Source organism: Streptomyces sp. NPDC093260 (assembly GCF_040683715.1).
In the GTDB taxonomy this organism is placed as follows: Bacteria; Actinomycetota; Actinomycetes; order Streptomycetales; family Streptomycetaceae; genus Streptomyces; species Streptomyces sennicomposti.
Genome location: NZ_JBFBEK010000001.1, coordinates 13,828 through 35,995 on the forward strand (window position 1 = coordinate 13,828; position 22,168 = coordinate 35,995).

21 protein-coding genes are annotated in these 22,168 nt (G+C 74.2%); 14 read left to right on the plus strand and 7 right to left on the minus strand.

Going from position 1 to position 22,168, the window contains the following annotated elements:
- The first annotated feature begins 81 nt into the window (after positions 1-81).
- A complete protein-coding gene (locus tag AB0N63_RS00065) occupies positions 82-1,524 on the plus strand; it encodes an amino acid permease (protein ID WP_365521807.1) in 1,443 nt (480 codons plus the stop codon).
- Here the strand turns inward: AB0N63_RS00065 and AB0N63_RS00070 are convergent.
- Complete coding sequence (locus tag AB0N63_RS00070; RefSeq protein ID WP_365521810.1) at positions 1,484-1,957, minus strand: ATP-binding protein; 474 nt, start codon at positions 1,955-1,957, stop codon at positions 1,484-1,486. The two genes, AB0N63_RS00065 and AB0N63_RS00070, sit on opposite strands and share 41 nt — an antisense overlap.
- A 313-nt stretch (positions 1,958-2,270) precedes the next feature.
- Here AB0N63_RS00070 and AB0N63_RS00075 point away from each other — a divergent pair, with 313 nt between their 5' ends.
- On the plus strand, positions 2,271-3,098 hold the full coding sequence (locus tag AB0N63_RS00075; RefSeq protein ID WP_365521812.1) for an enoyl-CoA hydratase family protein: 828 nt from the start codon (positions 2,271-2,273) through the stop codon (positions 3,096-3,098).
- A gap of 7 nt (positions 3,099-3,105) precedes the next feature.
- Positions 3,106-5,433, plus strand: a complete 2,328-nt coding sequence (locus tag AB0N63_RS00080; RefSeq protein WP_365521815.1) for a bifunctional salicylyl-CoA 5-hydroxylase/oxidoreductase — start codon at positions 3,106-3,108, stop codon at positions 5,431-5,433.
- Positions 5,434-5,448: 15 nt separating this feature from the next.
- Here AB0N63_RS00080 and AB0N63_RS00085 read toward each other — a convergent pair whose 3' ends face one another.
- Both AB0N63_RS00085 and AB0N63_RS00090 read right to left on the minus strand, forming a co-directional pair.
- Complete coding sequence (locus tag AB0N63_RS00085; protein WP_365521817.1) at positions 5,449-6,291, minus strand: PaaX family transcriptional regulator C-terminal domain-containing protein; 843 nt, start codon at positions 6,289-6,291, stop codon at positions 5,449-5,451.
- Position 6,292: 1 nt separating this feature from the next.
- The gene (locus tag AB0N63_RS00090; RefSeq protein WP_365521820.1) at positions 6,293-7,918 is read right to left on the minus strand and encodes an AMP-binding protein; all 1,626 of its coding nucleotides are present in this window, start codon (positions 7,916-7,918) and stop codon (positions 6,293-6,295) included.
- Between the two features lie 132 nt (positions 7,919-8,050).
- Here AB0N63_RS00090 and AB0N63_RS00095 point away from each other — a divergent pair, with 132 nt between their 5' ends.
- The 3 genes from AB0N63_RS00095 to AB0N63_RS00105 all read left to right on the plus strand — a co-directional run bounded on the left by AB0N63_RS00095 (position 8,051) and on the right by AB0N63_RS00105 (position 10,488).
- Entirely contained in the window at positions 8,051-9,211 is a 1,161-nt protein-coding gene (locus tag AB0N63_RS00095) for an acyl-CoA dehydrogenase family protein (RefSeq protein WP_365521823.1), read from the plus strand.
- Positions 9,208-9,606, plus strand: coding sequence for a RidA family protein (locus tag AB0N63_RS00100; RefSeq protein WP_365521825.1), 399 nt, complete (start codon positions 9,208-9,210; stop codon positions 9,604-9,606). Before AB0N63_RS00095 ends, AB0N63_RS00100 begins: the two co-directional genes overlap by 4 nt.
- A 453-nt stretch (positions 9,607-10,059) precedes the next feature.
- The gene (locus AB0N63_RS00105) at positions 10,060-10,488 is read left to right on the plus strand and encodes a DUF6299 family protein (RefSeq protein ID WP_365522876.1); all 429 of its coding nucleotides are present in this window, start codon (positions 10,060-10,062) and stop codon (positions 10,486-10,488) included.
- A gap of 11 nt (positions 10,489-10,499) precedes the next feature.
- Here AB0N63_RS00105 and AB0N63_RS00110 read toward each other — a convergent pair whose 3' ends face one another.
- Together AB0N63_RS00110 and lpdA are read right to left on the minus strand one after the other, a co-directional pair.
- Positions 10,500-11,033 carry a DUF488 domain-containing protein gene (locus AB0N63_RS00110; protein ID WP_365521828.1) on the minus strand — a complete coding sequence of 178 codons (534 nt, stop codon included), beginning with the start codon at positions 11,031-11,033 and terminating at the stop codon, positions 10,500-10,502.
- 172 nt (positions 11,034-11,205) lie between these two features.
- Positions 11,206-12,612, minus strand: a complete 1,407-nt coding sequence (lpdA, locus tag AB0N63_RS00115; protein ID WP_365521830.1) for a dihydrolipoyl dehydrogenase — start codon at positions 12,610-12,612, stop codon at positions 11,206-11,208.
- A gap of 331 nt (positions 12,613-12,943) precedes the next feature.
- Between lpdA and AB0N63_RS00120 the strand changes: the two genes are divergently transcribed.
- Complete coding sequence (locus AB0N63_RS00120) at positions 12,944-13,939, plus strand: hypothetical protein (protein WP_365521833.1); 996 nt, start codon at positions 12,944-12,946, stop codon at positions 13,937-13,939.
- A complete protein-coding gene (locus tag AB0N63_RS00125; protein ID WP_365521836.1) occupies positions 13,936-14,751 on the plus strand; it encodes an alpha-L-glutamate ligase in 816 nt (271 codons plus the stop codon). Before AB0N63_RS00120 ends, AB0N63_RS00125 begins: the two co-directional genes overlap by 4 nt.
- A 124-nt stretch (positions 14,752-14,875) precedes the next feature.
- On the opposite strand, the gene AB0N63_RS00130 is transcribed toward AB0N63_RS00125, so the two are convergent.
- On the minus strand, positions 14,876-15,511 hold the full coding sequence (locus tag AB0N63_RS00130; RefSeq protein WP_365521838.1) for a precorrin-8X methylmutase: 636 nt from the start codon (positions 15,509-15,511) through the stop codon (positions 14,876-14,878).
- Between the two features lie 218 nt (positions 15,512-15,729).
- Here AB0N63_RS00130 and AB0N63_RS00135 point away from each other — a divergent pair, with 218 nt between their 5' ends.
- The 3 genes from AB0N63_RS00135 (at position 15,730) to AB0N63_RS00145 (ending at position 18,796) form a co-directional block, all read left to right on the plus strand.
- Positions 15,730-16,371, plus strand: coding sequence for a superoxide dismutase (locus AB0N63_RS00135; RefSeq protein WP_365521841.1), 642 nt, complete (start codon positions 15,730-15,732; stop codon positions 16,369-16,371).
- Positions 16,372-16,566: 195 nt separating this feature from the next.
- Positions 16,567-17,040, plus strand: a complete 474-nt coding sequence (locus AB0N63_RS00140) for a MerR family transcriptional regulator (protein WP_365522878.1) — start codon at positions 16,567-16,569, stop codon at positions 17,038-17,040.
- Positions 17,041-17,497: 457 nt separating this feature from the next.
- Entirely contained in the window at positions 17,498-18,796 is a 1,299-nt protein-coding gene (locus tag AB0N63_RS00145) for an MFS transporter (RefSeq protein WP_365521844.1), read from the plus strand.
- Positions 18,797-18,898: 102 nt separating this feature from the next.
- On the opposite strand, the gene AB0N63_RS00150 is transcribed toward AB0N63_RS00145, so the two are convergent.
- Positions 18,899-19,897, minus strand: coding sequence for a helix-turn-helix transcriptional regulator (locus AB0N63_RS00150; RefSeq protein WP_365521846.1), 999 nt, complete (start codon positions 19,895-19,897; stop codon positions 18,899-18,901).
- Between the two features lie 215 nt (positions 19,898-20,112).
- Between AB0N63_RS00150 and AB0N63_RS00155 the strand changes: the two genes are divergently transcribed.
- The 3 genes from AB0N63_RS00155 (at position 20,113) to AB0N63_RS00165 (ending at position 21,855) form a co-directional block, all read left to right on the plus strand.
- Entirely contained in the window at positions 20,113-20,406 is a 294-nt protein-coding gene (locus tag AB0N63_RS00155; protein ID WP_365521849.1) for a hypothetical protein, read from the plus strand.
- A gap of 199 nt (positions 20,407-20,605) precedes the next feature.
- The gene (locus AB0N63_RS00160; protein WP_365521852.1) at positions 20,606-20,773 is read left to right on the plus strand and encodes a hypothetical protein; all 168 of its coding nucleotides are present in this window, start codon (positions 20,606-20,608) and stop codon (positions 20,771-20,773) included.
- Positions 20,774-20,814: 41 nt separating this feature from the next.
- Entirely contained in the window at positions 20,815-21,855 is a 1,041-nt protein-coding gene (locus tag AB0N63_RS00165; RefSeq protein WP_365521855.1) for a winged helix-turn-helix domain-containing protein, read from the plus strand.
- Positions 21,856-22,168 lie beyond the last annotated feature (313 nt).

Genomic DNA, 22,168 nt, shown 5'->3' on the forward strand with positions numbered 1-22,168 from the left:
GGAGCGGAACCACCCATTCCGCCCGTCGCGCGGTCCCATCCCGATCGCCCCGCACCACCAGAATCGAGCACCACACCCCCCATGCCCGCTCCCCGCATCAAGTCCCCTCAGCGTCTGCTGGCCGAGTCCGGCGCCGACCGCGAGGGCCACGGCCTCAAGCGCACGATGGGCCTCTTCCAGCTCGTCTGCTTCGGCGTCGGGGCGATCGTCGGCACCGGCATCTTCGTCGGGCTGTCCGACTCGGTCGCCCAGGCCGGTCCCGCCGTCGTCGTCTCCTTCGTCCTCGCCGCGGTCACCTGCGTCCTGACCGCGTTCGCCTTCGCCGAGCTGGGCGGCGCCATCCCCGTCTCCGGCTCGTCGTACTCCTTCGCCTACGCCGGCCTCGGCGAGTCCACGGCCTTCCTGGTCGGCTGGTGCCTGCTGCTCGAGTACGGCGTCTCCGTCTCGGCGGTCGCGGTCGGCTGGAGCCAGTACGTCAACGAGCTGCTGCACAGCCTCACCGGCCGGCAGCTGCCCGCCGTCCTGTCCGCAGGCCCCGGCGACGGCGGCGTCGTCAACCTGCCCGCCGTCATCGTGATCGCCCTGGCCGCCGTGCTGCTGGTGCGCGGCGTGCGCGAGAGCGCCCGCGCCACCGCCGCGATGGCGGTCCTGAAGCTGGTCGTCCTCGTCGCGTTCTGCGCCATCGGCTTCACCGCCTTCCAGCACGGCAACCTCACCCCGTTCTCCCCGGCCGGGCTCGGCGGGATCGGCGCGGGCACCACCGCCGCGTTCTTCTCCTACATCGGCTTCGACGCCATCACCACCGCCGGCGAGGAGGCCAAGAACCCCCGCCGCGACATCCCGCTCGCCATCCTGGTCTGCATCGGCGTGGTCACCCTGCTGTACTGCGCGGTCGCGCTCGCCGCGATCGGCGCCATCGGCGGCGGCCAGGTCGGCGACCGGCCCGCCGCGCTGAGCTACGTCGTCAACGCGGTCACCGGCTCCACGGTCGGCGGCGCGGTGATCGCCTTCGGCGCGGTCGTCGCCATCGCCTCCGTGGTGCTCGCGGTGATGTACGGGCAGACCCGCATCCTGCTGTCGATGTCCCGCGACGGCCTGGTGCCGCGGGTCTTCGAGAAGGTCTCGCCGAAGACCTCGACGCCGGTCGCTGGCACCCTCGTCGTCGCCGTCGTCTTCGCGCTGCCCGCGGCCTTCGCCTCACTGGACGCGGTGGTCAACCTGTGCACCATCGGCACCCTGGCCACCATGGCCGTCGTCAACGTCGCGGTGATCGCGCTGCGCCGCCGCGAGCCCGCGCTCAAGCGCGGTTTCCGGGTGCCGCTGTACCCGGTGGTCCCGCTGCTCGGCGTCGCCTGCTGCCTGTACCTGATGTACGAGACGGGCTGGTCGACCTGGGTGCAGTTCGCCGGCTTCCTCGCCGCGGGAGCGCTGGTCTACGTCCTCTACGGCCGCCGCCACTCCAGGCTCGCGGCCGAACGCGACGTCACGCCCGCCCCGGCAGCCCAGGAGCTGCAAGCAGTCTGAACCACACCGCCTTGCCCGACCCGGCGGGGCGGTGCCCGCAGGCGGAGCTGAGGGCGCGGATCAGCAGCAGCCCGCGCCCGCCCTCCCGCCACGGGTCGGGCGGGGTGAGGTCGGGGCGGGTCAGATCGCCGGGCGGCGCCGGGTCCGGGTCGCGCACCTCGACGTGGCAGCCGCTCGGCAACAGCTCCACCAGCAGTTCTATCGGTCCGCCGCCCGCCGTGTGCTCGACGGCGTTGGCGACCAGTTCCGCCGTGAGCAGCTCCGCCGTGTCGCTGTCGGCCGAGTGCTCCAGTTCGGCCAGCGCCGTACGCACCAGGGCGCGGGCCACCGGCACCGCAGCGGCCGAGTGCGGCAGCGCGACGCGCCAGGAGGCAAGGGGGGAGTGGGGCACCGTGTGTCCGTTCATGACGCAGAACGTCCCAGTGGTCGCCATGAGGCTGTCCTGCTTTCGACGTGAGGAATGGTACGGGGGCCGCCGCCGGCGGTGCGCGGCACCCTCCGCCCGGGACCGCCCGGGCCCCGGCACGGGCGGAACTACCCACGTCAGCCACCCCGCTCCCGTCTCCCGCGCCCGCCGTTACCGGGCCATCGCCGAGCTGTGACGAAGCGGCCGGAAGCGACGGGTCCCGGCCACATTGTCACGGCCCCTATCGTGCGCTCGTGACGATGGTCACAGATGAGTGATAACTTCGTCGGGAGAGCTGAGCGCGCACCGACAAGGCCGTTCGCCGAGGAGGCCGCCCGTCATGAGTCCCTTCACCGGCTCCGCCGCCCGCACCGCCGGCTGGCGCCATCTGCGGGTCGCCCACGACGACGGCGTCGCCACCGTCACCCTCGCCCGCCCCGACAAGCTCAACGCGCTCACCTTCGGCGCCTACGCCGATCTGCGCGACCTGCTCGCCGAACTCTGCCGCGAGCGCTCCGTGCGCGCCCTCGTGCTGGCCGGCGAGGGGCGCGGCTTCTGCTCGGGCGGCGACGTGGACGAGATCATCGGCGCCACCCTGGCCATGGACACCGCCGAGCTGCTCGACTTCAACCGGATGACCGGCCAGGTGGTGCGGGCGGTGCGCGAGTGCCCGTTCCCGGTGATCGCGGCGGTGCACGGCGTGGCCGCCGGGGCCGGAGCCGTGCTCGCGCTGGCCGCCGACTTCCGGGTGGCCGACCCGTCCGCCCGGTTCGCGTTCCTGTTCACCCGCGTCGGACTGTCCGGCGGCGACATGGGCGCCGCCTATCTGCTGCCCCGCGTGGTCGGCCTCGGCCACGCCACCCGGCTGCTGATGCTCGGCGAGCCGGTACGGGCGCCCGAGGCCGAGCGGATCGGCCTGATCAGCGTCCTCACCGACGAGGGCCACGCCGACGAGGAGGCCCAGGCCCTCGCCCGCCGCCTCGCCGACGGACCCGCCCTCGCCCACGCCCAGACCAAGGCCCTGCTCACCGCCGAACTGGACATGCCCCTGTCCGCCGCCGTCGAACTGGACGCCGCCACCCAGGCCCTGCTGATGAACGGCGAGGACTACGCCGAGTTCCACGCCGCCTTCACCGAGAAGCGGCCCCCCAAGTGGCAGGGACGGTGAGGGCGCCGTGACCGGCGCGCCCCGGAGGGAGACGACCGGTGCACCCCGAGGCGGGGCGAGCGGCCCGCTGAGGGTCGCGGTCGTCGGCGGTGGCCCCGGCGGCCTCTACACGGCGGCCCTGCTCAAACGGCTCGACCCGGCCCGCGAGATCACCGTCTTCGAGCGCAACGCGCCCGACGTCACCTTCGGCTTCGGCGTCGTCCTGTCCGACGAGACGCTCGGCGGCATCGAGCATGCCGACCCGGTGGTCTACGAGGCGCTCCAGCGGGACTTCGTGCGCTGGGACGACATCGACATCGTGCACCGGGGCACCCGGCACACCTCCGGCGGCCACGGCTTCGCCGCGCTCGGCCGGCACCGGCTGCTGCACATCCTCCAGGAGCGCTGCCGCTCGCTCGGCGTCGAGCTGCGCTTCGGCGCCGAGGCCCCGGACCCGGCCCGCCTGACGCAGACGTACGGCCTGGTCGTCGCCGCCGACGGTGTGCACAGCGCCACCCGCGCGGCCCACGCCGACGTGTTCCGTCCCCGCCTGACACACCACCGCTGCCGCTACATCTGGCTCGCCGCCGACTTCGCCTTCGACGCCTTCCGCTTCGAGATCGCCGAGACCGAGCACGGCGTCATGCAACTGCACGGTTATCCGTTCGCCGCCGACGCCTCCACCGTGATCGTGGAGATGCGCGAGGAGGTGTGGCGGGCGGCCGGCTTCGCCGAGCTGGACGAACAGGGCTCGGTCGAGCGCTGCGCCAAGATCTTCGCCGAGGCCCTCGGCGGCCGCCCGCTGCGCGCGAACAACTCCGCCTGGACCACCTTCCGCACGGTGGTCAACGACCGCTGGTCGCACGGCAACCTCGTCCTGCTCGGCGACGCCGCCCACACCGCCCACTTCTCCATCGGCTCCGGCACCAAGCTCGCCGTCGAGGACGCCCTCGCGCTCGCCGCCTGCCTGGACGGACAGCCCACCCTGACCGAGTCGTTGACCGCCTACGAGGAGGAACGCAAACCGGTCGTCGCGTCCACCCAGCGGGCCGCCCGGGCCAGCCTGGAGTGGTTCGAGAACCTCGACCTCTACCTCGGCCAGCGGCCCCGCCAGTTCGCCTTCAACCTGCTCACCCGCAGCCGCCGGGTCACCCACGGCAACCTGAGGCTGCGCGACGCCCGCTTCACCGACGCCGTCGAGCGCGACTTCGGCTGCCCGCCCGGCACCCCGCCGATGTTCACCCCGTTCCGGCTGCGCGGCCTGACCCTGCGCAACCGGATCGTGGTCTCGCCCATGGACATGTACTCCGCAGTCGACGGCGTCCCCGGCGACTTCCACCTCGTCCACCTCGGCGCCCGCGCGCTCGGCGGCGCCGCACTGGTGATGACCGAGATGGTGTGCGTCAGCCCCGAGGGCCGGATCACCCCCGGCTGCGCCGGACTGTGGACCGGCCGGCAGACCGAGGCCTGGCGGCGGATCACCGACTTCGTCCACCGGCAGGCTCCCGGCACCGCGATCGGCGTCCAACTCGGCCACAGCGGACGCAAGGGCTCCACCAAAATCATGTGGGAGGGCATCGACGAACCGCTGCCCGAGGGCAACTGGCCCCTGGTCGCCGCCTCCCCGCTGCCCCACCGTCCGGGCAGCCAGATCCCGCGCGAGGTGACCCGGGCGCAACTGACCGACATACGCGAGCAGTTCGCCACCTCCGCCTGGCGGGCCGCCCGCGCCGGCTTCGACCTCCTCGAACTGCACTGCGCCCACGGCTACCTGCTCTCCGGCTTCCTCTCCCCGCTGACCAACCGCCGCACCGACGCCTACGGCGGCTCACTGGACAGACGGCTGCGCTTCCCGCTGGAGGTGTTCGACGCGGTGCGCGCGGTGTGGCCGGAGGAACGGCCGATGACCGTCCGGCTGTCGGCCACCGACTGGGCCGAGGGCGGCACCACGGCCGAGGAGGCGGTGGAGATCGCCCGCGCCTTCGCCGCGCACGGCGCCGACGCCGTCGACGTGTCCACCGGACAGGTGGTGGCCGAGGAGCGGCCGGAGTTCGGGCGCTCGTACCAGACGCCGTTCGCCGACCGCATCCGCAACGCGGTGGGCGTCCCGGTGATCGCGGTCGGCGCGATCTCGTCCTGGGACGACGTCAACTCCCTGATCCTGGCCGGGCGCACCGACCTGTGCGCGCTGGCCCGGCCGCACCTGTACGACCCGCAGTGGACCCTGCACGCCGCCGCCGAGCAGGGCTACACGGGCCCCGGCGCCGTCTGGCCCGCCCCCTACCGCGCCGGCAGCCGCCGCCCCCGGACCGGCCGCACGGACGCCCCCAAACCCCGTCTCACCCTGCGCAGTTGAGGCGGCACGCACGCGTCACGCCCGGCCGGCCGGGACGGACACCCCCGCGTAGAGCGCGCCCGCCTCGTGCAGCCGCTCGTGCAGCGCCCGGAACACCGCCGCCGAGCGGGCCCCCGGCCAGTCCGCGGGCAGCAGCCGGGCCGGCAGCCCCGGGTCGGCGTAGGGGAGATGGCGCCAGGAGTCCAGGGCGAGCAGATAATCCCGGTACGCCTCCTCCGGCGGGGTGTCGGCGCGCTCCTGCCAGGCGCGCAGCACCGGTGCGTGCCGGTCGAGGAACGCCTCGTGCTGCGCGGCCAGGGCCGCCAGGTCCCACCAGCGGGCCACCGCCTGGGCCGTCGGCGCGAAGCCCAGGTGGTCGCCGCGGAAGAAGTCCACGTACACGTCCAGGTCCAGCCGCCGCAGCGTGTTGCGGGTCTCCTCGTACAGCCGGGCCGGGGCGATCCACACCCCGGGCGCCGCCGTGCCGAAGCCGAGCCCGGCCAGCCGGGAGCGCAGCACATGCCGCTTCTGCCGCTGCGACTCCGGCACCGAGAACACCGCCAGCACCCAGCCCTCGTCCTCGCAGGGCGCGCCCGCGTACACCCGGCGGTCGCCGTCCTCCAGCAACTCGCGTGCCTGGGGCGAGAGTTCGTAGCCGGCAGCGCCCTGCCCGGTGCGGGCCGGGAGCAGCAGCCCGCGCCGTTTGAGCCGGGACACCGAGGAGCGCACGGAGGGCGCGTCCACGCCCACCGCGGCCAGCAGCCGGATCAGCTCCGCCACGGGCACCGGGCCCGGCACGAAGCGGCCGTACGCGCCGTACAGCGTGACGATGAGGGATCTCGGGGCGGGTTGCGCGGACTGCTCGGACACGTTGATCATTTTAGGTCGTCGGGTGCCGCCCCTGGTCGTGGGTGCCAGGGTCACGCAGTCTGAACCGCTGGAGTTTGCCGGTCGCCGTGCGCGGCAGCGCGTCCGCGAAGACGATCTCGCGCGGGCACTTGTAGGGTGCCAGCTCCTCCTTGACGTACGCGCGCAGCGCCTGGGCGTCCCGCGCCGTCCCCTCCCGCACGACGACGTACGCCACCGCCACCTGGCCGCGGGCGTCGTCCGGCCGGCCGACGACCGCCGCCTCGACCACGTCCGGGTGGCGCAGCAGCGCGTCCTCGATCTCCGGTCCCGCGATGTTGTAGCCCGCCGAGATGATCATGTCGTCGGCGCGGGCGACATAGTGGAAGTAGCCGGCGCCGTCGCGGACACAGGTGTCGCCGGTGACGTTCCAGCCGTCGCGCACGTACACCCGCTGGCGCGGGTCGGCGAGGTAGCGGCAGCCGACCGGGCCCTGCACGGCGAGCAGCCCCGGCGTCCCGTCGGGCACGGGCCGCCCGTCCTCGTCCTGGATCCGCGCCCGCCAGCCCGGCACCGGCACACCCGTGGTCCCCGGGCGGATGTCCGCGTCCGCCGCCGAGATGAAGATGTGCAGCAGCTCGGTGGCGCCGATGCCGTTGACGATGCGCACACCGGTCCGCTCGCGCCAGGCGTGCCAGGTGGCGGCGGGCAGGTTCTCACCGGCCGACACACACCTGCGCAGCGAGGAGAGGTCGTGGGCGGCCGGGTCCGCCAGCATCGCCCGGTAGGCGGTCGGCGCGGTGAACAGCACGGACACCCGGTGCTCGGCGACCGCGCTCAACAGCTGCCGCGGGTGGGCCTCTTCGAGCAGCAGGGCGCTGGCGCGGGCCCGCAGCGGGAAGACGACCAGCCCGCCGAGGCCGAAGGTGAACCCGAGCGGCGGACTGCCCGCGAACACGTCGTCCGGACGCGGTCTCAGCACCCGCGCGGAGAAGGTGTCCGCGATCGCCAGCACGTCCCGGTGGAAGTGGACGCAGCCCTTGGGGCGGCCGGTGGTGCCCGAGGTGAACGCGATCAGCGCCACGTCGTCCGCGGCGGTGTCCACGGTCGGGAACGGCGTGGCCGGTGCGGGCCGCCGCAGCAGGTCGTCGGGTCCCTCGCCGCCGTACGTCGCCAGGCGCAGCCCCGGCACCCCGGCCTTGACCAGGTCGTCCACCGATCTGATGTCGCACAGCGCGTGCCGGACGCGGGCGATCTCGCAGACGGTGCTCAGCTCGTGGGCGCGCTGCTGGGCCAGTACGGTGACGGCGACCGCGCCCGCCTTGAGCACGGCCAGCCAGCAGGCGGCCAGCCACGGCGTGGTGGGGCCGCGCAGCAGCACCCGGTTGCCGGGCACCACGCCGAGCCCGGCGGTCAGGACGTGCGCGACGCGGTCCACCCGGGCACGCAGGTCGCCGTAGGTCCAGGTGTCACCGGCGGGCGTGCGGAACACCGGCCGCCCGGCGTCGCCGTCGTCCGCCGGGCCGAGCAGCTCGGCGGCGCAGTTCAGCCGGGCCGGGTAGCGCAGCTCCGGCAGGTCGAACCGTAGCTCGGGCCACTGGTTCGGGGGCGGGAGGTGATCGCGCGCGAACGTGTCGACGTGGGCGGACGGGTGGTCCATGGCGGTTCGCCCCCTTGGTGTGGTGGGCTCGCACCTGGAGCGTAGCGCGTTGGTGACGGCAGTCAACGGTACGCGATACGGTGGGGGCGAGCCCCGGCCGCGCGGGCGGCCCGGGGGAGGGAGGACCGGCGGATGCCCGCTTTCTCGCTCGAACCCGAACAGCAGGCCTGGTGCACCGAGTTGCGTACGCTGGCCGCCGAACGGCTGCGGCCGGTCGCCGAGAAGGGCGAGCCGGGCCGCGTCGACCGCGCCCTCCTCGCCGAACTGGGCCGGTCGGGTCTGCTGGAGCGCCTGTTCGCCTCGGGCGCGCTGGACCTGTGCCTCATGCGGGAGTCCCTGGCCCACGGCTGCACCGAGGCCGAGACCGCGCTCGCCCTCCAGGGCCTCGGCGCCCACCCCGTCCACGCCCACGGCACCCCCGCCCAGCGCGCCCGCTGGCTGCCCGCGGTGGCCGACGGCAGCGCGGTGGCGGCCTTCGCCCTGAGCGAGCGGGCGGCGGGCTCGGACGCGGCGGCCCTGACCCTGCGGGCCGACCCGGACCCGGGTGCGGCCGGTGGTGCGGGGCGGGGCTGGCGGCTCACGGGGGAGAAGTGCTGGATCTCCAACGCCCCCGAGGCCGACTTCTACACCGTCTTCGCGCGCACCACACCCGGCGCCGGCTCCCGTGGGATCACCGCCTTCCTGGTCCCCGCCGGCCGGCCCGGCCTCACCGGCAGCGCGCTGGAGATGCTCTCCCCGCACCCGATCGGAGCCCTCGCCTTCGACGGCGTCCCCGTCACGGCCGACGACGTGCTCGGCGAGACGGACCGCGGTTTCCGCGTCGCGATGGGCACCCTCAACCTCTTCCGGCCCAGCGTCGGCGCCTTCGCCGTCGGCATGGCGCAGGCCGCCCTGGAGGCGACCCTCGCCCACACCGCCCGCCGGGACGCCTTCGGCGGCAAGCTGAGCGACCTGCCGACCGTCGCCCACCAGGTCGCCGAGATGGCCCTGCGCACCGAGGCGGCCCGCCTGATGGTCTACGCGGCGGCCACCGCGTACGACGCCGGCGCACCCGGCGTGCCCCGGCGCGCCGCCATGGCGAAGCTGCTCGCCACCGAGACGGCGCAGTACGTCGTCGACACCGCCGTCCAGCTGCACGGCGCCCGCGCCCTGCGCCGCGGCCACCTCCTCGAACACCTCTACCGCGAGGTGCGCGCACCCCGGATCTACGAGGGCGCGAGCGAGGTGCAGCGGGGCATCATCGCCAAGGAGCTGTACGCCGAGACTCCGCCGCCGACCGGGGAGGCCCCGTGACCACCGAGCGCGTCAACCCGCCCGAGCTGTCCCCGCCCACCGGCTTCTCGCACGCCGTCGTCGCCACCGGCTCCCGGGTGGTGTTCCTCGCCGGGCAGACCGCCCTCGACGGCGAGGGCGAGGTGGTCGGCGACACCCTGCCCGAGCAGTTCGCCCGCGCCCTGACCAACCTCCTCACCGCCCTGCGCGCCGCCGGCGGCGCCCCCGCCGACCTGGCCCGCGTCACGGTCTACGCCACCGACGTCGCCGCCTACCGCGCCCACGCCCCCGAACTCGGCCGCATCTGGAGCCGGTCGGTGGGCCGCCACTACCCGGCGATGGCGGTCGTGGAGGTCGTCCGGCTGTGGGACGAACGGGCGCTGGTGGAGCTCGACGGGTTCGCGGTGCTGGCCTAGGGCCTCTCGTTCGGATCCGGCCGGGCTCGCGGGGATCTGGCACCGCCCCCCAGGCTGCTTCGAGCAGGGGGGACCCCACGCCGCGCTGTCGTCGGTCGCCGTGGCTCCGCCATGCCGCCCTCCTCCGCCTTGCGGGCTCCCTCCACTGCCCGAACGGCGTGGGAGGCCCCCCATCACCGGGCCCGGGAGACCCGCCTCCCGCCCGCCCGCCCGGCCGGCCGGGCCGGCCGGGCGGGCGGCGGACGAGCCGCCGGCCGGCCGGGCGGGCCCCGCCCTGTCCGTCCAGCCCGCCGGCAGGCAACTCGCATGGGCCGTTAGACGGAAGTCCGGGTGGACTCGCGTCGTGACGGTGCGGATCACGGACGCGTGCCCGGTACCAGTGGAACCCCGCATTCCAGTTCCTCGGGAGGCCCCATGTCCGTCACGTCAGCGTCCTTCGGATCAGCCCGCCGGGTGCTCGGCACCCTCGGCGCGGTCGCGGCCACGCTGCTCCTCGCCGCGCCGGCCGCCACGTCCGCCGTCGCCACCGCGTCCACCACCGACGCCGAGACCGTGACCGTCGACCGCACGGTCCGCCAGGCGGCGGACGGTACCGTCACGATCTCCGGCACCTACCGCTGCACCGGCGCCACCGGCGCGGTCTTCATCAGCTCGGCCATCAGCCAGGGCGACTCCGACGAGACCCAGTCCATCGGCGGCACCCGCGCCGTCTGCGACGGCGGCACGCACCGGTGGACCAACCGGGGCACCGCCTACCACACCTTCGCCCACGGCCGCGCGCACGTGCAGGCCATCATCACGGAGCTGGTCCCGCAGGGCATCCTGCTGGTGCCCGCCTTCCACGCGCTGCGCGACCAGGACGTCACCGTGGCCGGGGCCTGACCGCGCCCGGCTCAGTCCGGTGGGCCGTCGTGGACGAGGAGGCCGTCCTCGCGCAGCCGGGCGCCGGCCGTGGGGACGTGCGGGACGGTCCGCCCGTCGTGCATGAGGTGGCGGACGGGCACCCCGCGCGCGAGTTCCGCGAAGTCGGCGATCAGCCGGCGGTGGCAGCGCCACCACACCGCCTCGCCGCACATCACCGCCGTCCGCCGCCCCGCCGCCTCGCCGAGCAGCCGGTCCATGGCGGCGACGAACTCGGGGGTGCGTGCGTACCCGGCGTAGCCGCGGAAGGAGTCGTTGCGCCAGAAGGTGTCCGGGCTGTCCGGAGCCGGCTTGCGGAACCCGCCGAGGTCGGGTTCCCAGCGGTAGGCGATGCCGTCCTCCGGCAGCCACCGGGCGAGCCGGTCCCGCAGCAGGTCCGGGTCCCGGCGGCTGCCCGGGGCGGTGCGCACGTCCACGACCGCGGCGACCCCGGCCCCGTGCAGCAGGCCGGTGATCTCCTCGCGCCCCGCGGTGCCGTGCCCGAAGGTGTACAGGGGTTCGTTCATGGCGGCGCACCTTCGCGATCGGGGACGCGACCGTGGGCTACGGGTCACCAGGACGGCGCACGCCATGCCCGCCGCCCGCAGCCCCGAACCCGCACCTGACGAGGGCGCGCCGGTCCCCTCGGGGACTTTCGACCGCCCGAGGCCGCCGCCGCGCCCCGGCCGCCGCGGGACCTCACATGTTGATCATGTGCCCCGCGAGCCCGTGCACCGCTTCCTTGACCGCCTCGCCCAGCGTCGGGTGGGCGTGCACGTTGCGGGCGACCTCGTGGACCGTGAGGTCCCACTGCTGCGCGAGGGTCAGCTCCGGCAGCAGCTCGGTGACCTCCGGCCCGATCAGGTGCGCGCCCAACAGCTCGCCGTGGGCGCCGTCGCTGATCACCTTCACGAAGCCGGCCGGCTCGCCCAGCCCGTGCGCCTTGCCGTTCGCGGTGAACGGGAACCTCGCCACCCGGACGTCGAAGCCCGCCTCGCGGGCCTGCGCCTCGGTGTGGCCGAAGCTGGCGATCTGCGGCTGGCAGTAGGTCGCGCGCGGGATCATGCGGAAGTCGACCTCCATCGTCTCCGCCCCGCCGATGGTCTCCGCGGCGATCACGCCCATGGTCTCGGCCGCGTGCGCCAGCATCAGCTTGCCGGTCACGTCGCCGATCGCGTACAGGCTCGGCACGTTGGTGCGGCCGCGCCCGTCGACGTCGATGGCGCCCCGGTCGGTGAGCCGTACGCCGGTAGTCTCCAGGCCGTAACCGGTCACCCGCGGGGCGAAGCCGATCGCCTGGAGCACCTTGTCGGCCTCCAGCACCTGCCGGGCGCCGTTCTTGTCCACGGTGACCCGGACCGGCCGCGCGGGGTCGGAGTCGTCGATGGACTCGACGCGGGTGGAGGTGTGCACCTCGATGCCGAGCTTGCGGTAGTGCTTGGCGAGTTCCCTGGACACGTCGGCGTCCTCGGCCGGCACGATCCGGTCGGCGAACTCGACCACGGTCACCTTCACACCGTAGTTGTGCAGCACGTAGGCGAACTCGACGCCGATCGCGCCGGCCCCGGCGATGACGATGCTGCCGGGCAGTTCCTCGCTGAGGATCTGCTCCTCGTAGGTGACGACGCGTTCGCTCAGCTCGGTGCCGGGCAGCAGGCGCGTGGTCGCGCCCGCCGCGATGACGCAGTGGTCGAACGTCACGGTCCGGGTGGTGCCGTCGGACAGGGCGACCTGGAGGGTGTGCGCGTCGCTGAAGACGCCGCGGCCGTCGTACTCGGTGATCTTGTTCTTGCGCATCAGGTAGTGGACGCCGGCCACCCGGCCCTCCGCCACGTCCCGGCTGCGCTTGAAGGCCGCGCCGTAGTCGAACGTGATGGGGGAGTCGGACCGGATCCCGAACGTCTCGGCCCGCCGGGTGACGGTGTGCGCCAACTCGGCGTTGCGCAGCAGGGCCTTGGAGGGGATGCAGCCCACGTTCAGGCACACCCCGCCCCAGTACTTCTCCTCGACCACGGCGGTGGACAGGCCGAGTTGGGCGGCACGCACCGCGGCGGTGTAGCCGCCGGGCCCCGCGCCGAGAACCACGACATCGTAATGATCGCTCATGCCCGTCACTGTGGAGGATGGCGCGGTCACCGCGCAACGAACCCGGGCGGCACGTGACGTACGGCGCAGTGCACCCGGCGGGGGGCGGCGTACCGCGCAGTGGGCCCGGCGGCGGGTGGCGCACCGCGCGACGTGCGGGTGACGCACGGCACGGCCCGGTGCCTGACCCTCGACGCGCGCCCCCTCGCCATCTGCCGTACCCGGCACCGCCGTTCGGTGCCCCGGCCGCCGCCCGGCGCGTCCCGAGGCGGGCATGACATCCTGTGTCGCCACGGGACGTCATGGAATGCCGGACGACGAGGGCGGGCGTCCGGAGGGTCGGGGTAGATCGATGAAGCTCTGCTTTCTGGTGGAGGAGCAGTACCGCCACGACGGCATGCCGGTCGAGGTGATCCGCCGGCTGACGTCCTGGGGGCACCAGGTGGACGTGCTGCGGCCGGGCGGCGCCCTGCTGCGCATGACGGAGACGCTCCAGGGCGCCGCCCACGACGCCTGGGTGCTCAAGACGGTCTCCGGCGGCCCGGGACTCACCCTGCTGGAGGCCGCCGCCGCGGCCGGGACGACGACCATCAACGACGCCCGCTCGATCCGCGGCGTCCGGGACAAGGCGCTGGCGGCGGCGATCGGCCGCGGCCGCGGGCTGCCGCTGCCGCCGACCTACGCGGCGGCCGGCCCCGAACTCCTCGCGGAGGTACCGGAGTCGGAGTACCCGATCGTCGTCAAGCCTGCCGACGGCAGCTCCGGGCGGGCCGTGCACCTGGTGAGGTCACCGGACCGGCTCGCCGCGCTCGCCCCCGAACTCGCCGGCGAGGGCCTGCTCATCGCCCAGCCGTACATCCCCAACTCGGGCGTGGACATCAAGGTGTACGGCGTGGGCGGCGAGTTGTACGCGACCGAGCGCCGCTCCCCGCTCCACCCCGACCACGCGGCGCCCGAACGCCGGGTGCCGCTGTCGGACGAGGTGGCCGCCGTCGCCGCCCAGGCCGGGGTGGTCTACGGCCTCGATCTGTACGGCGTGGACGTGGTGCTGGGTCCGGACGGCCCCGTGGTGGTCGACGTCAACGACTTCCCCAGTTTCCGCCAGGTCCCCGACGCGGCCGCACGGGTGGCCCGCGCCGTACTCGCCCTGGCCGCCCGCGGCGCCCGGACCGCCGAACCGGCGGAGCCCGTGCGGCCGCGGATGCCCGAACAGCGCGGGGCGGTCGCGACGGCCGTGCCGCCGGCCGCAGACGCCGTGTCGCCGGCCGGAGCGGCCGGGGCGCAGGGCTCGCCGCCGGGTGCCGGCCAGGCGGCGCAGCTTCCCGTGCCGGCGGGCAAGGCCGTATGAGGATCGGCCTGATCACCTCCGACCCCGCCCACCCGTTGCTGGCCGCGACCACCGCGCTGCTCGCCGCCGGGCACACGGTGCGGACGCTGGACCCGGCGACGGCCGAGCCCCCGGAGCCGTCCGAGGCTCCCGCCGACGTGTATCTGCTCAAGGCGCGCACACCGCGGGCGGTCTCCCTCGCCCGCGCGCTGGAACGACGCGGCGCCCGGGTGCTGAACTCGGCCGCGGCGACCGCGTTCTGCCAGGACCGTACGGCGATGGCGGAGCACGCCCGGCGGGCCGGCCTGCCGTTCGCGGTCACCCGCACCTACCCCACGCTCGCCCGGTTCGCCGACGAGCAGGGGCGGGACGGCCGCTCCGGCCTCCCCGGACCGGTGGTGGTCAAGAGCCGGCACAGCCGCAAGCACGATCTGGTGACCCGCGTGGACAGCGCCGCGCATCTGCGCGAGCTGGCCGCCGCGCGCCCCGGAGAGCCGGTCGTGGTGCAGGAGTTCGCGCCCAACAGCGGCTGGGACCACAAACTGTGGGCGATCGGGGGCCGCGTCTTCGCGGCCCTGCGCCGCTCCGAACTCTCGCCCGGGGGCCGCGGCCCCACACGGCCGCTGGCTCCCGACAGTCTGCCGCCCGGCTGGACCGCCCTGGTCCACCGGGTCGGCGAGGTGTTCGCCCTGGACGTCTACGGCGTGGACGTCATCGACCGGGGCGACGGCGTCCCGCTGATCGTGGACGTCAACGCCTTCCCCGGAGTCCGCGACCAGCCCGGCGCACCGGAGGCCCTGGCGGCCCTGACCCTGGCGAGCGCGGGCGGCTGACACCCGGACGGCGGGCCGCGTGGGGCGGACCGGGGCGGGACGTCACGACACCGCACGTCGGCCGCCCGCAGGGAGCGGCGGTAGGCCTTCGGACGGCGGGCGTGCGCCCGTCACGACCGCCCCCTCACACCTCCGACTCGCTCGCGACGGCGTTCACCGCGGCGGCGGCGACGGCGCTGCCCCCGCGACGGCCGCGTACGACCAGATGGTCCAGGCCGGAGGGGTGGGCGACCAGCGCGTCCTTGGACTCGGCGGCCCCGACGAAGCCGACCGGGACGCCGATGACGGCGGCGGGCCGGGGCGCGCCCTCGTCGATCATCTCCAGCAGCCGGAACAGGGCGGTGGGCGCGTTGCCGACCGCGACCACGGCGCCCTCCAGCCGGTCCCGCCACAACTCCAGCGCGGCGGCGCTGCGCGTGGTGCCGAGCTCGGCGGCCAGCTCCGGGACGGCGGGGTCGGAGAGGGTGCACAGCACCTCGTTGCCGGCGGGCAGCCGCCCCCGGGTGATGCCGCTGGCCACCATCTGCACGTCGCACAGGATCGGCGCGCCGGCGCGCAACGCCTCGCGGGCGCGGGCCACGACGGCCGGGGTGTGGGCGAGGTCGCGGACGAGGTCGACCATGCCGCAGGCGTGGATCATCCGCACCGCCACCCGGCCGACGTCGGCGGGCAGGCCCGTGAGGTCCGCCTCGGCGCGGATGGTGGCGAAGGACCGGCGGTAGATGGCCGCGCCGTCCTTCTCGTAGTCGTAGCTCGTCACGCGCTCTTCCCACCGCTCCCGGTCGTCGTGCGGCTCGGGTCTCTTCGCCGCCGGGTCGGACGGAGATCAGCCGTGGACATGGCGGCGAGCATACCCAGGCCGGGGCGGGGGCGCGCCGACACGGGAGGGGGGTCCTAGGTCCATCGTCCGACGGCGCGATACCGTTCTTGCTGTTAGCGTGCAGCTGCATATCATTGGCAATAAGGAGGACGCCGGACATGGCGCTTTACACGCTCCCCGAGCTTCCGTACGACTACGCGGCGCTGGCCCCGGTCATCAGCCCCGAGATCATCGAGCTGCACCACGACAAGCACCACGCGGCGTACGTGAAGGGCGCGAACGACACGCTGGAGCAGCTCGCGGAGGCGCGGGACAAGGAGTCGTGGGGCTCGGTCAACGGCCTGGAGAAGAACCTCGCGTTCCACCTCTCCGGGCACATCCTGCACTCCATCTACTGGCACAACATGACCGGCGACGGCGGCGGCGAGCCGCACGAGAAGGACGGCGTGGGCGAGCTGGCCGACGCCATCGCCGAATCCTTCGGCTCCTTCGCCGGCTTCAAGGCCCAGCTGTCCAAGGCGGCGGCCACCACCCAGGGTTCGGGCTGGGGCGTCCTCGCCTACGAGCCGCTGAGCGGCCGCCTGATCGTCGAGCAGGTCTACGACCACCAGGGCAACGTCGGCCAGGGCTCCACCCCGATCCTGGTCTTCGACGCCTGGGAGCACGCCTTCTACCTGCAGTACAAGAACCAGAAGGTGGACTTCATCGAGGCCATGTGGCAGGTCGTCAACTGGCAGGACGTCGCCAAGCGCTACACCGCCGCCAAGGAACGCGGCAACAGCCTCCTCCTCGCGCCCTGACCGGGTGCGGCCATCTCCGGTCCGGGGCACCCCCGGACCGGGGGCTGACGCGGCGCGCCTGCCGGTGACCGGGTTCTCACCCACCACCACCGGCACGCACCCGCCGAAGGGCTCCCCGGCCGGACCGCCGCGGGAGCCCTTCCGCGTCCACGGCCCGGAAGTCCGCGGCGGAGCGTCCGGGCCTTGTCCACGGGCATGAGGATCGGCGAAGCAGCCAGGACCAGCGGGGCGAGTGCGCGGTCGTTGCGGTACTACGAGGACGAGGGGCTGGTCGTCCCGGGCCGGTTCGGCAACGGCTACCGCGACTGCTGCCGGTCGACCGTCGAGCGGGTCTGCGCCATGGGCTCCCTGCCGGAGTCCGGACTGCCCGTGCGGCTGATCAGGGAGATCCTGCCCGGCCTCACGGACGGCCCGGAGGCCGAACCGGGTCCGCCGTGCGCGCAGTTCCGGCACGAGGGGGGACCGCCGCGACCGGCCGGCCGCTCGCATCGCCGACCCCGGCGAGCAACGGGCGGCCCTGGAAGCGGTGGAGTCGCGGCCGCCGTGGGTCGGGGGCGTGTCCGTCCTGGCTCCGGCCTGCTTCCACGTCGCCTCCGGCCGCGGCGCGCACAAGCACCGTGTCACCCCGGCCTCACCTGCCGCAGCGGCCTCAACGCGGCCATGCGGTGACCCAGTTCGACGCGAGACCGAGGGCCTGGGTGTCCGTCCGTCCAGCCGGCCGGGACGGGCAGCGCCTGTGCGCGGATCCCCCCGCCCGCGGCGCGGGTGCTGGACCAGGGGCCCGCATCGTCGCTCCGGTGCGGGCCACCGCGGGGGCGCACATCATCGGACACACGTGCTCCTGCGGGGACGCTCCCGGCGGTGGACCACGGACCAACTGCCGTGCTGTGGAAGCCGATGGGCGCAGCGGCTGCCGTCGACGGCCTCCGCGGCGGCGAGCGCCGTCAGGAGGGTGCTGCTATGGTTCCGGCATGTTCCTCCACCGTGCGTAGACCGAAGACAGCCTCCGCTTCGCTGCGGATCAAGGCTGCACTGTCTTCGGCCTGCCTCCGGCACGCGTACGCGTGCCACGTTCGATGGGGAATGTCCTATGTCTTCCCGTTCCGGGAAACCTTCGTATTCCGCTGTGGTGCGTCAGCCCTGGGCGCTGCGCACCTTCGCCGCGGCCACCGTCGGCCGCTTCTCGTACGGCATCGTCTTCCTGTCCCTGATGGTGGCGCTCAGCCAGGCGACCGGCTCCTACGCCTGGGCCGGCACGGCCGTGGCGTGTTTCGGGCTCAGCTCCTCCTTCCTGGCCCCACTGCGCGCCCGGCTGCTCGACCGGCGAGGACCCCGGCGGGTCCTGCCGGTCATGGCGACCGTCTACGCGGCCCTGCTCGCAGCACTGACGGTTGCCACGTGGGGACCGGGGGCACCGCCCTGGACGCTGCTGGTCCTCACGCTCGCGGCGGGCGCCTGCGCGCCTCCGCTCGGGCCGGTGATGCGGGTCCTGTGGAGTGACCTGATGCCCGACGAGGAACTGCGGCAGCGCGCCTTCTCCCTGGACACCGTCGTGGAGGAACTGCTGTACGTGTTCGGGCCCCTGGTGGCCGGGCTGTTCATCGCCTTCGGCCATCCTGCTCTCGGCGTGGGCGTCAGCGCCGTCCTGGTCCTGACCGGAACGCTCGCGCTGGTCGCCTCCCCTCTCCTGCGGCGCCGGGCATCCCCCGCCGCGACCGGCGAGCCGGGCACGGAGCCGGTGAGCGACGGCGGCGCCGCTGACGACCGCCCTGAGACCGGCTCCGGCCAGGGGCCGGCGACGGACGGGGGAGCGCGCGGCTGGGCCGGGCTGCTGGCCCCGGTTGTCGTGACAGGCGGCGTGGGCATGGCACTGGGCGCCCTGGAACTGCTGGTGGTCGCCTTCACGGAAGCGCACGACCGCGTCGCGGCCGTGGCCTGGATCCAAGCCGCCCTCTCGGTGGGCAGCGCCATCGGCGGCATGGCGTACGGGGCGCGCAAGTGGCGTCTGCCCAGCAGGCAGCGCCTGTTCCTGTCGGCCTTCGTCCTGTCCGTCGTGCTGGCGGCGGCGGGGGCCGTCTCCGATCTCTACGTGCTGGTCGTCGTGGTCGGATGCATCGGCCTGTTCGTCGCGCCGGCCCTGTCCACGGCCTACCTCGTCGCGGACGAGTGCGCCACGGAGGAGACGCGCATCCAGGCCGGCACCTGGGTCAACAGCGCCTTCAACGCGGGCAGTTCCGGCGGGACCACGACCGCGGGCCTGCTTCTGGGACAGCTTTCCCTGCCCGCCTGCTTCGTGGTGGCGGCGGTCCCCGCCCTGGCCTCCACCGCCACCGCACTCGTACGACCCCGGCAGGCCGCCCGGCCCGCGACGGCGACGAAGACCGCGCCCGCGGCCGCCGACACGCCGGCCCCGGACGCGCGGTGACACACGGGCGGAGGGGGAGTCACCGCTTCCGGTGACTCCCCGACGGCGTGGGGCGACGAGTTCAATTGCTCGTCGCGCGCGGTTGTGCGGCCCGGTGCTCCCTCACTCCTCGTGCGCAGAGAGATAGCCCCGCCGCACCGCGCGCACCCCGGCCTGGAACCGGCTGCGGGCGTCCAGACTGGAGATCACGCTGCCGGTCAGCCGGCGGGCCGTACGGACGGACACGCCCAGGCTGGTGGCGATGCTCTCGTCGGTGCGGCCCTGCGCCATCAGACGCAGCGCCTCCTCCTGAGCGCGGGTCAGCCCGGTCGGGGTCGGCCGGGCCGGCTCGCCCAGCGGGGACGCGTCCGCCCACACGTAGTCGAACAGGCTGAGCAGCATGGTGAGCAGTCCGGGACCGCTGACGATGTAGGCGCCGGCCGCGGTGTCACCGGCCCGGGCGGCGACCAGCGCGACCCGCCGGTCGATGATGATCATACGGTTGGGGAGACCGGGCACCGTGCGCACATGGGCTCCGTGTTCCTCCAGCCAGCGGGCGTGGTCCATGGTGGGGGCGTCCCGGCGGATGCTGTCGAGGTAGACCGTCCTCATCTGGACTCCGCGTTCCAGCAGGAGCAGGTTCAGCGGCTGGGACGCCTTCATGTTCGCCGGAGTCTGCGGCCCGCCCGGCGCGAACGTCAGGAACTCGTTGCGCACCTGGCTGTTGAGCATCTCCAGGTGGTCCCTGATGGCCTCGACGCCCTCGATGTACTGAAGGCCCAGCCCCGGCTCCAGATCCTGGAGATGCGCGTAGTCCGCGATGAGTTCGGCGGCGGCCGCCCGGGTCGCCTCCAGACGCTGTTTCCGCGCGGCGATCTCCGCCTCCTGGCGCGCCAGCAGGATCTGCATCGCGAGCGGTGGGCTGACGGCGCGCGGCGACGAACCGGTGTCCTCGCCGACGCGCACCAGGGTCAGTTCGGACAGCGTGTCCAGCGCTCCGCGGACCGTCTCGACCGGCATCGACAGCCGCTCGGCCATTTCCCCGACGCTGTCGTCCGGATGCGCCAGCATGGCCCGGTAGACAGCCTCCACGACGGGATCGAGACCCAGTTGCCCTGACATAGAAGAGCCCTTCCCCCATTGAGCAGTTTCCCACCAGGTCGGATTCGCGGAATAGTGGTCGATATCCGCTGTTCCGGCGAACCTCGCGTCAGTCTAACTACGGGCCACAAGCCCTGACCTGCGGGAAGGGTGGCCGCTGCGGAACTTTATCTGCGTAGGAATCGCCCTCTACACAACCCAAGGCCCTGGCTCTCATGTATTTGGTGCATACCGAGTTGAAACATTCCAGTGGCGCGCCGCTGACGCTCGAGGCGGCGCACGCGGTCGCCCGGGCGGAGGGTGTCGAGCACGCCACCGTCCACCCCGACACCGGTCCCCGTCCCGTCCTCGCGCTCTATACGCGTGCCCGGTCGGCCGTCGACGCGGCCGGCGTGGCCACACGTGCCTGGCAGGCCGCCGCGGCCCGGGAGGGATGGGAGGGCTGGACCGTCGTCAGCATCCGTGCCTACCGGATCGGACACGCCCCGGAGGAACGGCCTGCCGCCGGAGAGGACTCGCAACCCTTCTGAACACCCTTTCCGCCTCCTGGACAGATCCCGGTCGCCCGACGCCGTGACCGTCCGAAAACCGTTGCCGGCCGCGTGCCGCGGCCCTTCTGGCCAGTTCGGCCATGGCCACTTTGACCGTCGGAGTCCCCCTTCAACGGGGCTGTGGGGCCGACCAGAATCGTCGGCGACGGATCACCGAACGGAGTCAAGGAGGAACCCCATGCGCTTCGTGAACGGTCTCGCCGCGTCCCTGGCGGGCATCGCGGCCGCGCTCGTCTTCGGTCTCGCCGGACAGGTCCACGCGGAGGCGCCGGCCGACGCGCCCGTGACGGCGGACGGCGGCGCCGCGCACGTCCGGGTCACCACCGACGACTCCGGCTGGCAGTGACCGGGACCCGGACCTCCTCGCGGCACTCAGGAGCAGTGGACATGAATGCCGGTGGGCTTCCGCCCGCCGAGGCCGTGGACGCCCAGCGGCTGTTCCGGCTGCGCGACGAGGTCCTCGCGGCCACCGCCGTGGACCAGGTCCACGTGGCCCGCCTGGTGGTCGGGGACAGCCCACGGCTGGCGGGCGAGGACCCGGCCCATGTGCGGATCCTGGCCGAGGTGGAGGACTCCCTTCCCCCGCTGGTCGTGCACCGGCCGACGATGCGGGTCATCGACGGGATCGCCCGGCTCCGCGCCGCCGCGCACAGGAGGCGGACGACCGTCGCGGTGCGGTTCTTCGACGGCACCGCGCAGGAGGCGGACCTGCTCGCGGTCGCCCTGAACATCACGCACGGGCGTCCGCTCACCCTGGAGGACCGGATCGCCGCCGCACTGCGGATCTTCGTGTCCCATCCGCGCTGGTCGGACCGTGCGGTGGCTGCCCTGGCGGGGCTGTCCGCCACGAAGGTGGCCGCCCTGCGCCGGGACGGCGCGGGCGCCCGCGGCGGCCGGCGGGTCGGCAAGGACGGGCGGGTCCGCCCGGTGGACGCCGCCGCGGGGCGCGAGCGGGCCCGGCTGCTGCTGGAGCGTGACCCGGGTGCGTCGATGCGGCAGATCGCCCGTGAGGCCGGCATCTCGGCGGCGACCGTCGCGGACGTGCGCGACCGGATGCGCCGGGGCGAGAGCGTCGTCCCGGCGGGCTGCTCCGGCGCGGTCCGGGAGCGTACGGCCGCAGCGCGGCGCATCGTCTCGGTGGTTCCCGCACGGCCGGCCAGGGAGGCGGACGAGCTGGCGAGAGCGGTGCACGGGCTGCAGCGGGACCCCTCCCTGCGGCAGAGCGAGGAAGGGCGTTCGCTGCTGCGCATGCTCAGCGTGTGCGGGGTGTTCGCGCGTGACCGCGACACCATCGCCGCTGCCCTGCCCCGGCACTGCCGGCCCCGGCTGGCCGAACTGCTGCTGGACTGCGCCCAGATCTGCCAGGACGTCGCGGGGGACCTGACCGGCACACCGGGCACCGCTCGACTGCACGCGGTGGGCAGTTGAACATCCGTCCCGAGCGATCCTCGCCGGACTCCGGGCGGGCGTGGACGGACTCCGGGGCGGCGTCGACCGCGTCGGGCCGGTGCGGACCGGCACGGGGCCGGTGCGGACCGGCACAGGGTCGGCGTCGCCTGCATCGGTCCGGTGCGGACCGGCACGGGGTCGGCCTCGCCCACACCGGTCCGGCGTAGGGCGGCACAGCGCCGACGTCGCCCACACCGGTCCGGGGTCGAAGCGCACCGGCCCGGCGCGAGCGACTTGGTCCGGCGTCGTTCCGTGCCCGCGTCGCCCGGTGTCGAGCCGTGTCGCCCGGCGT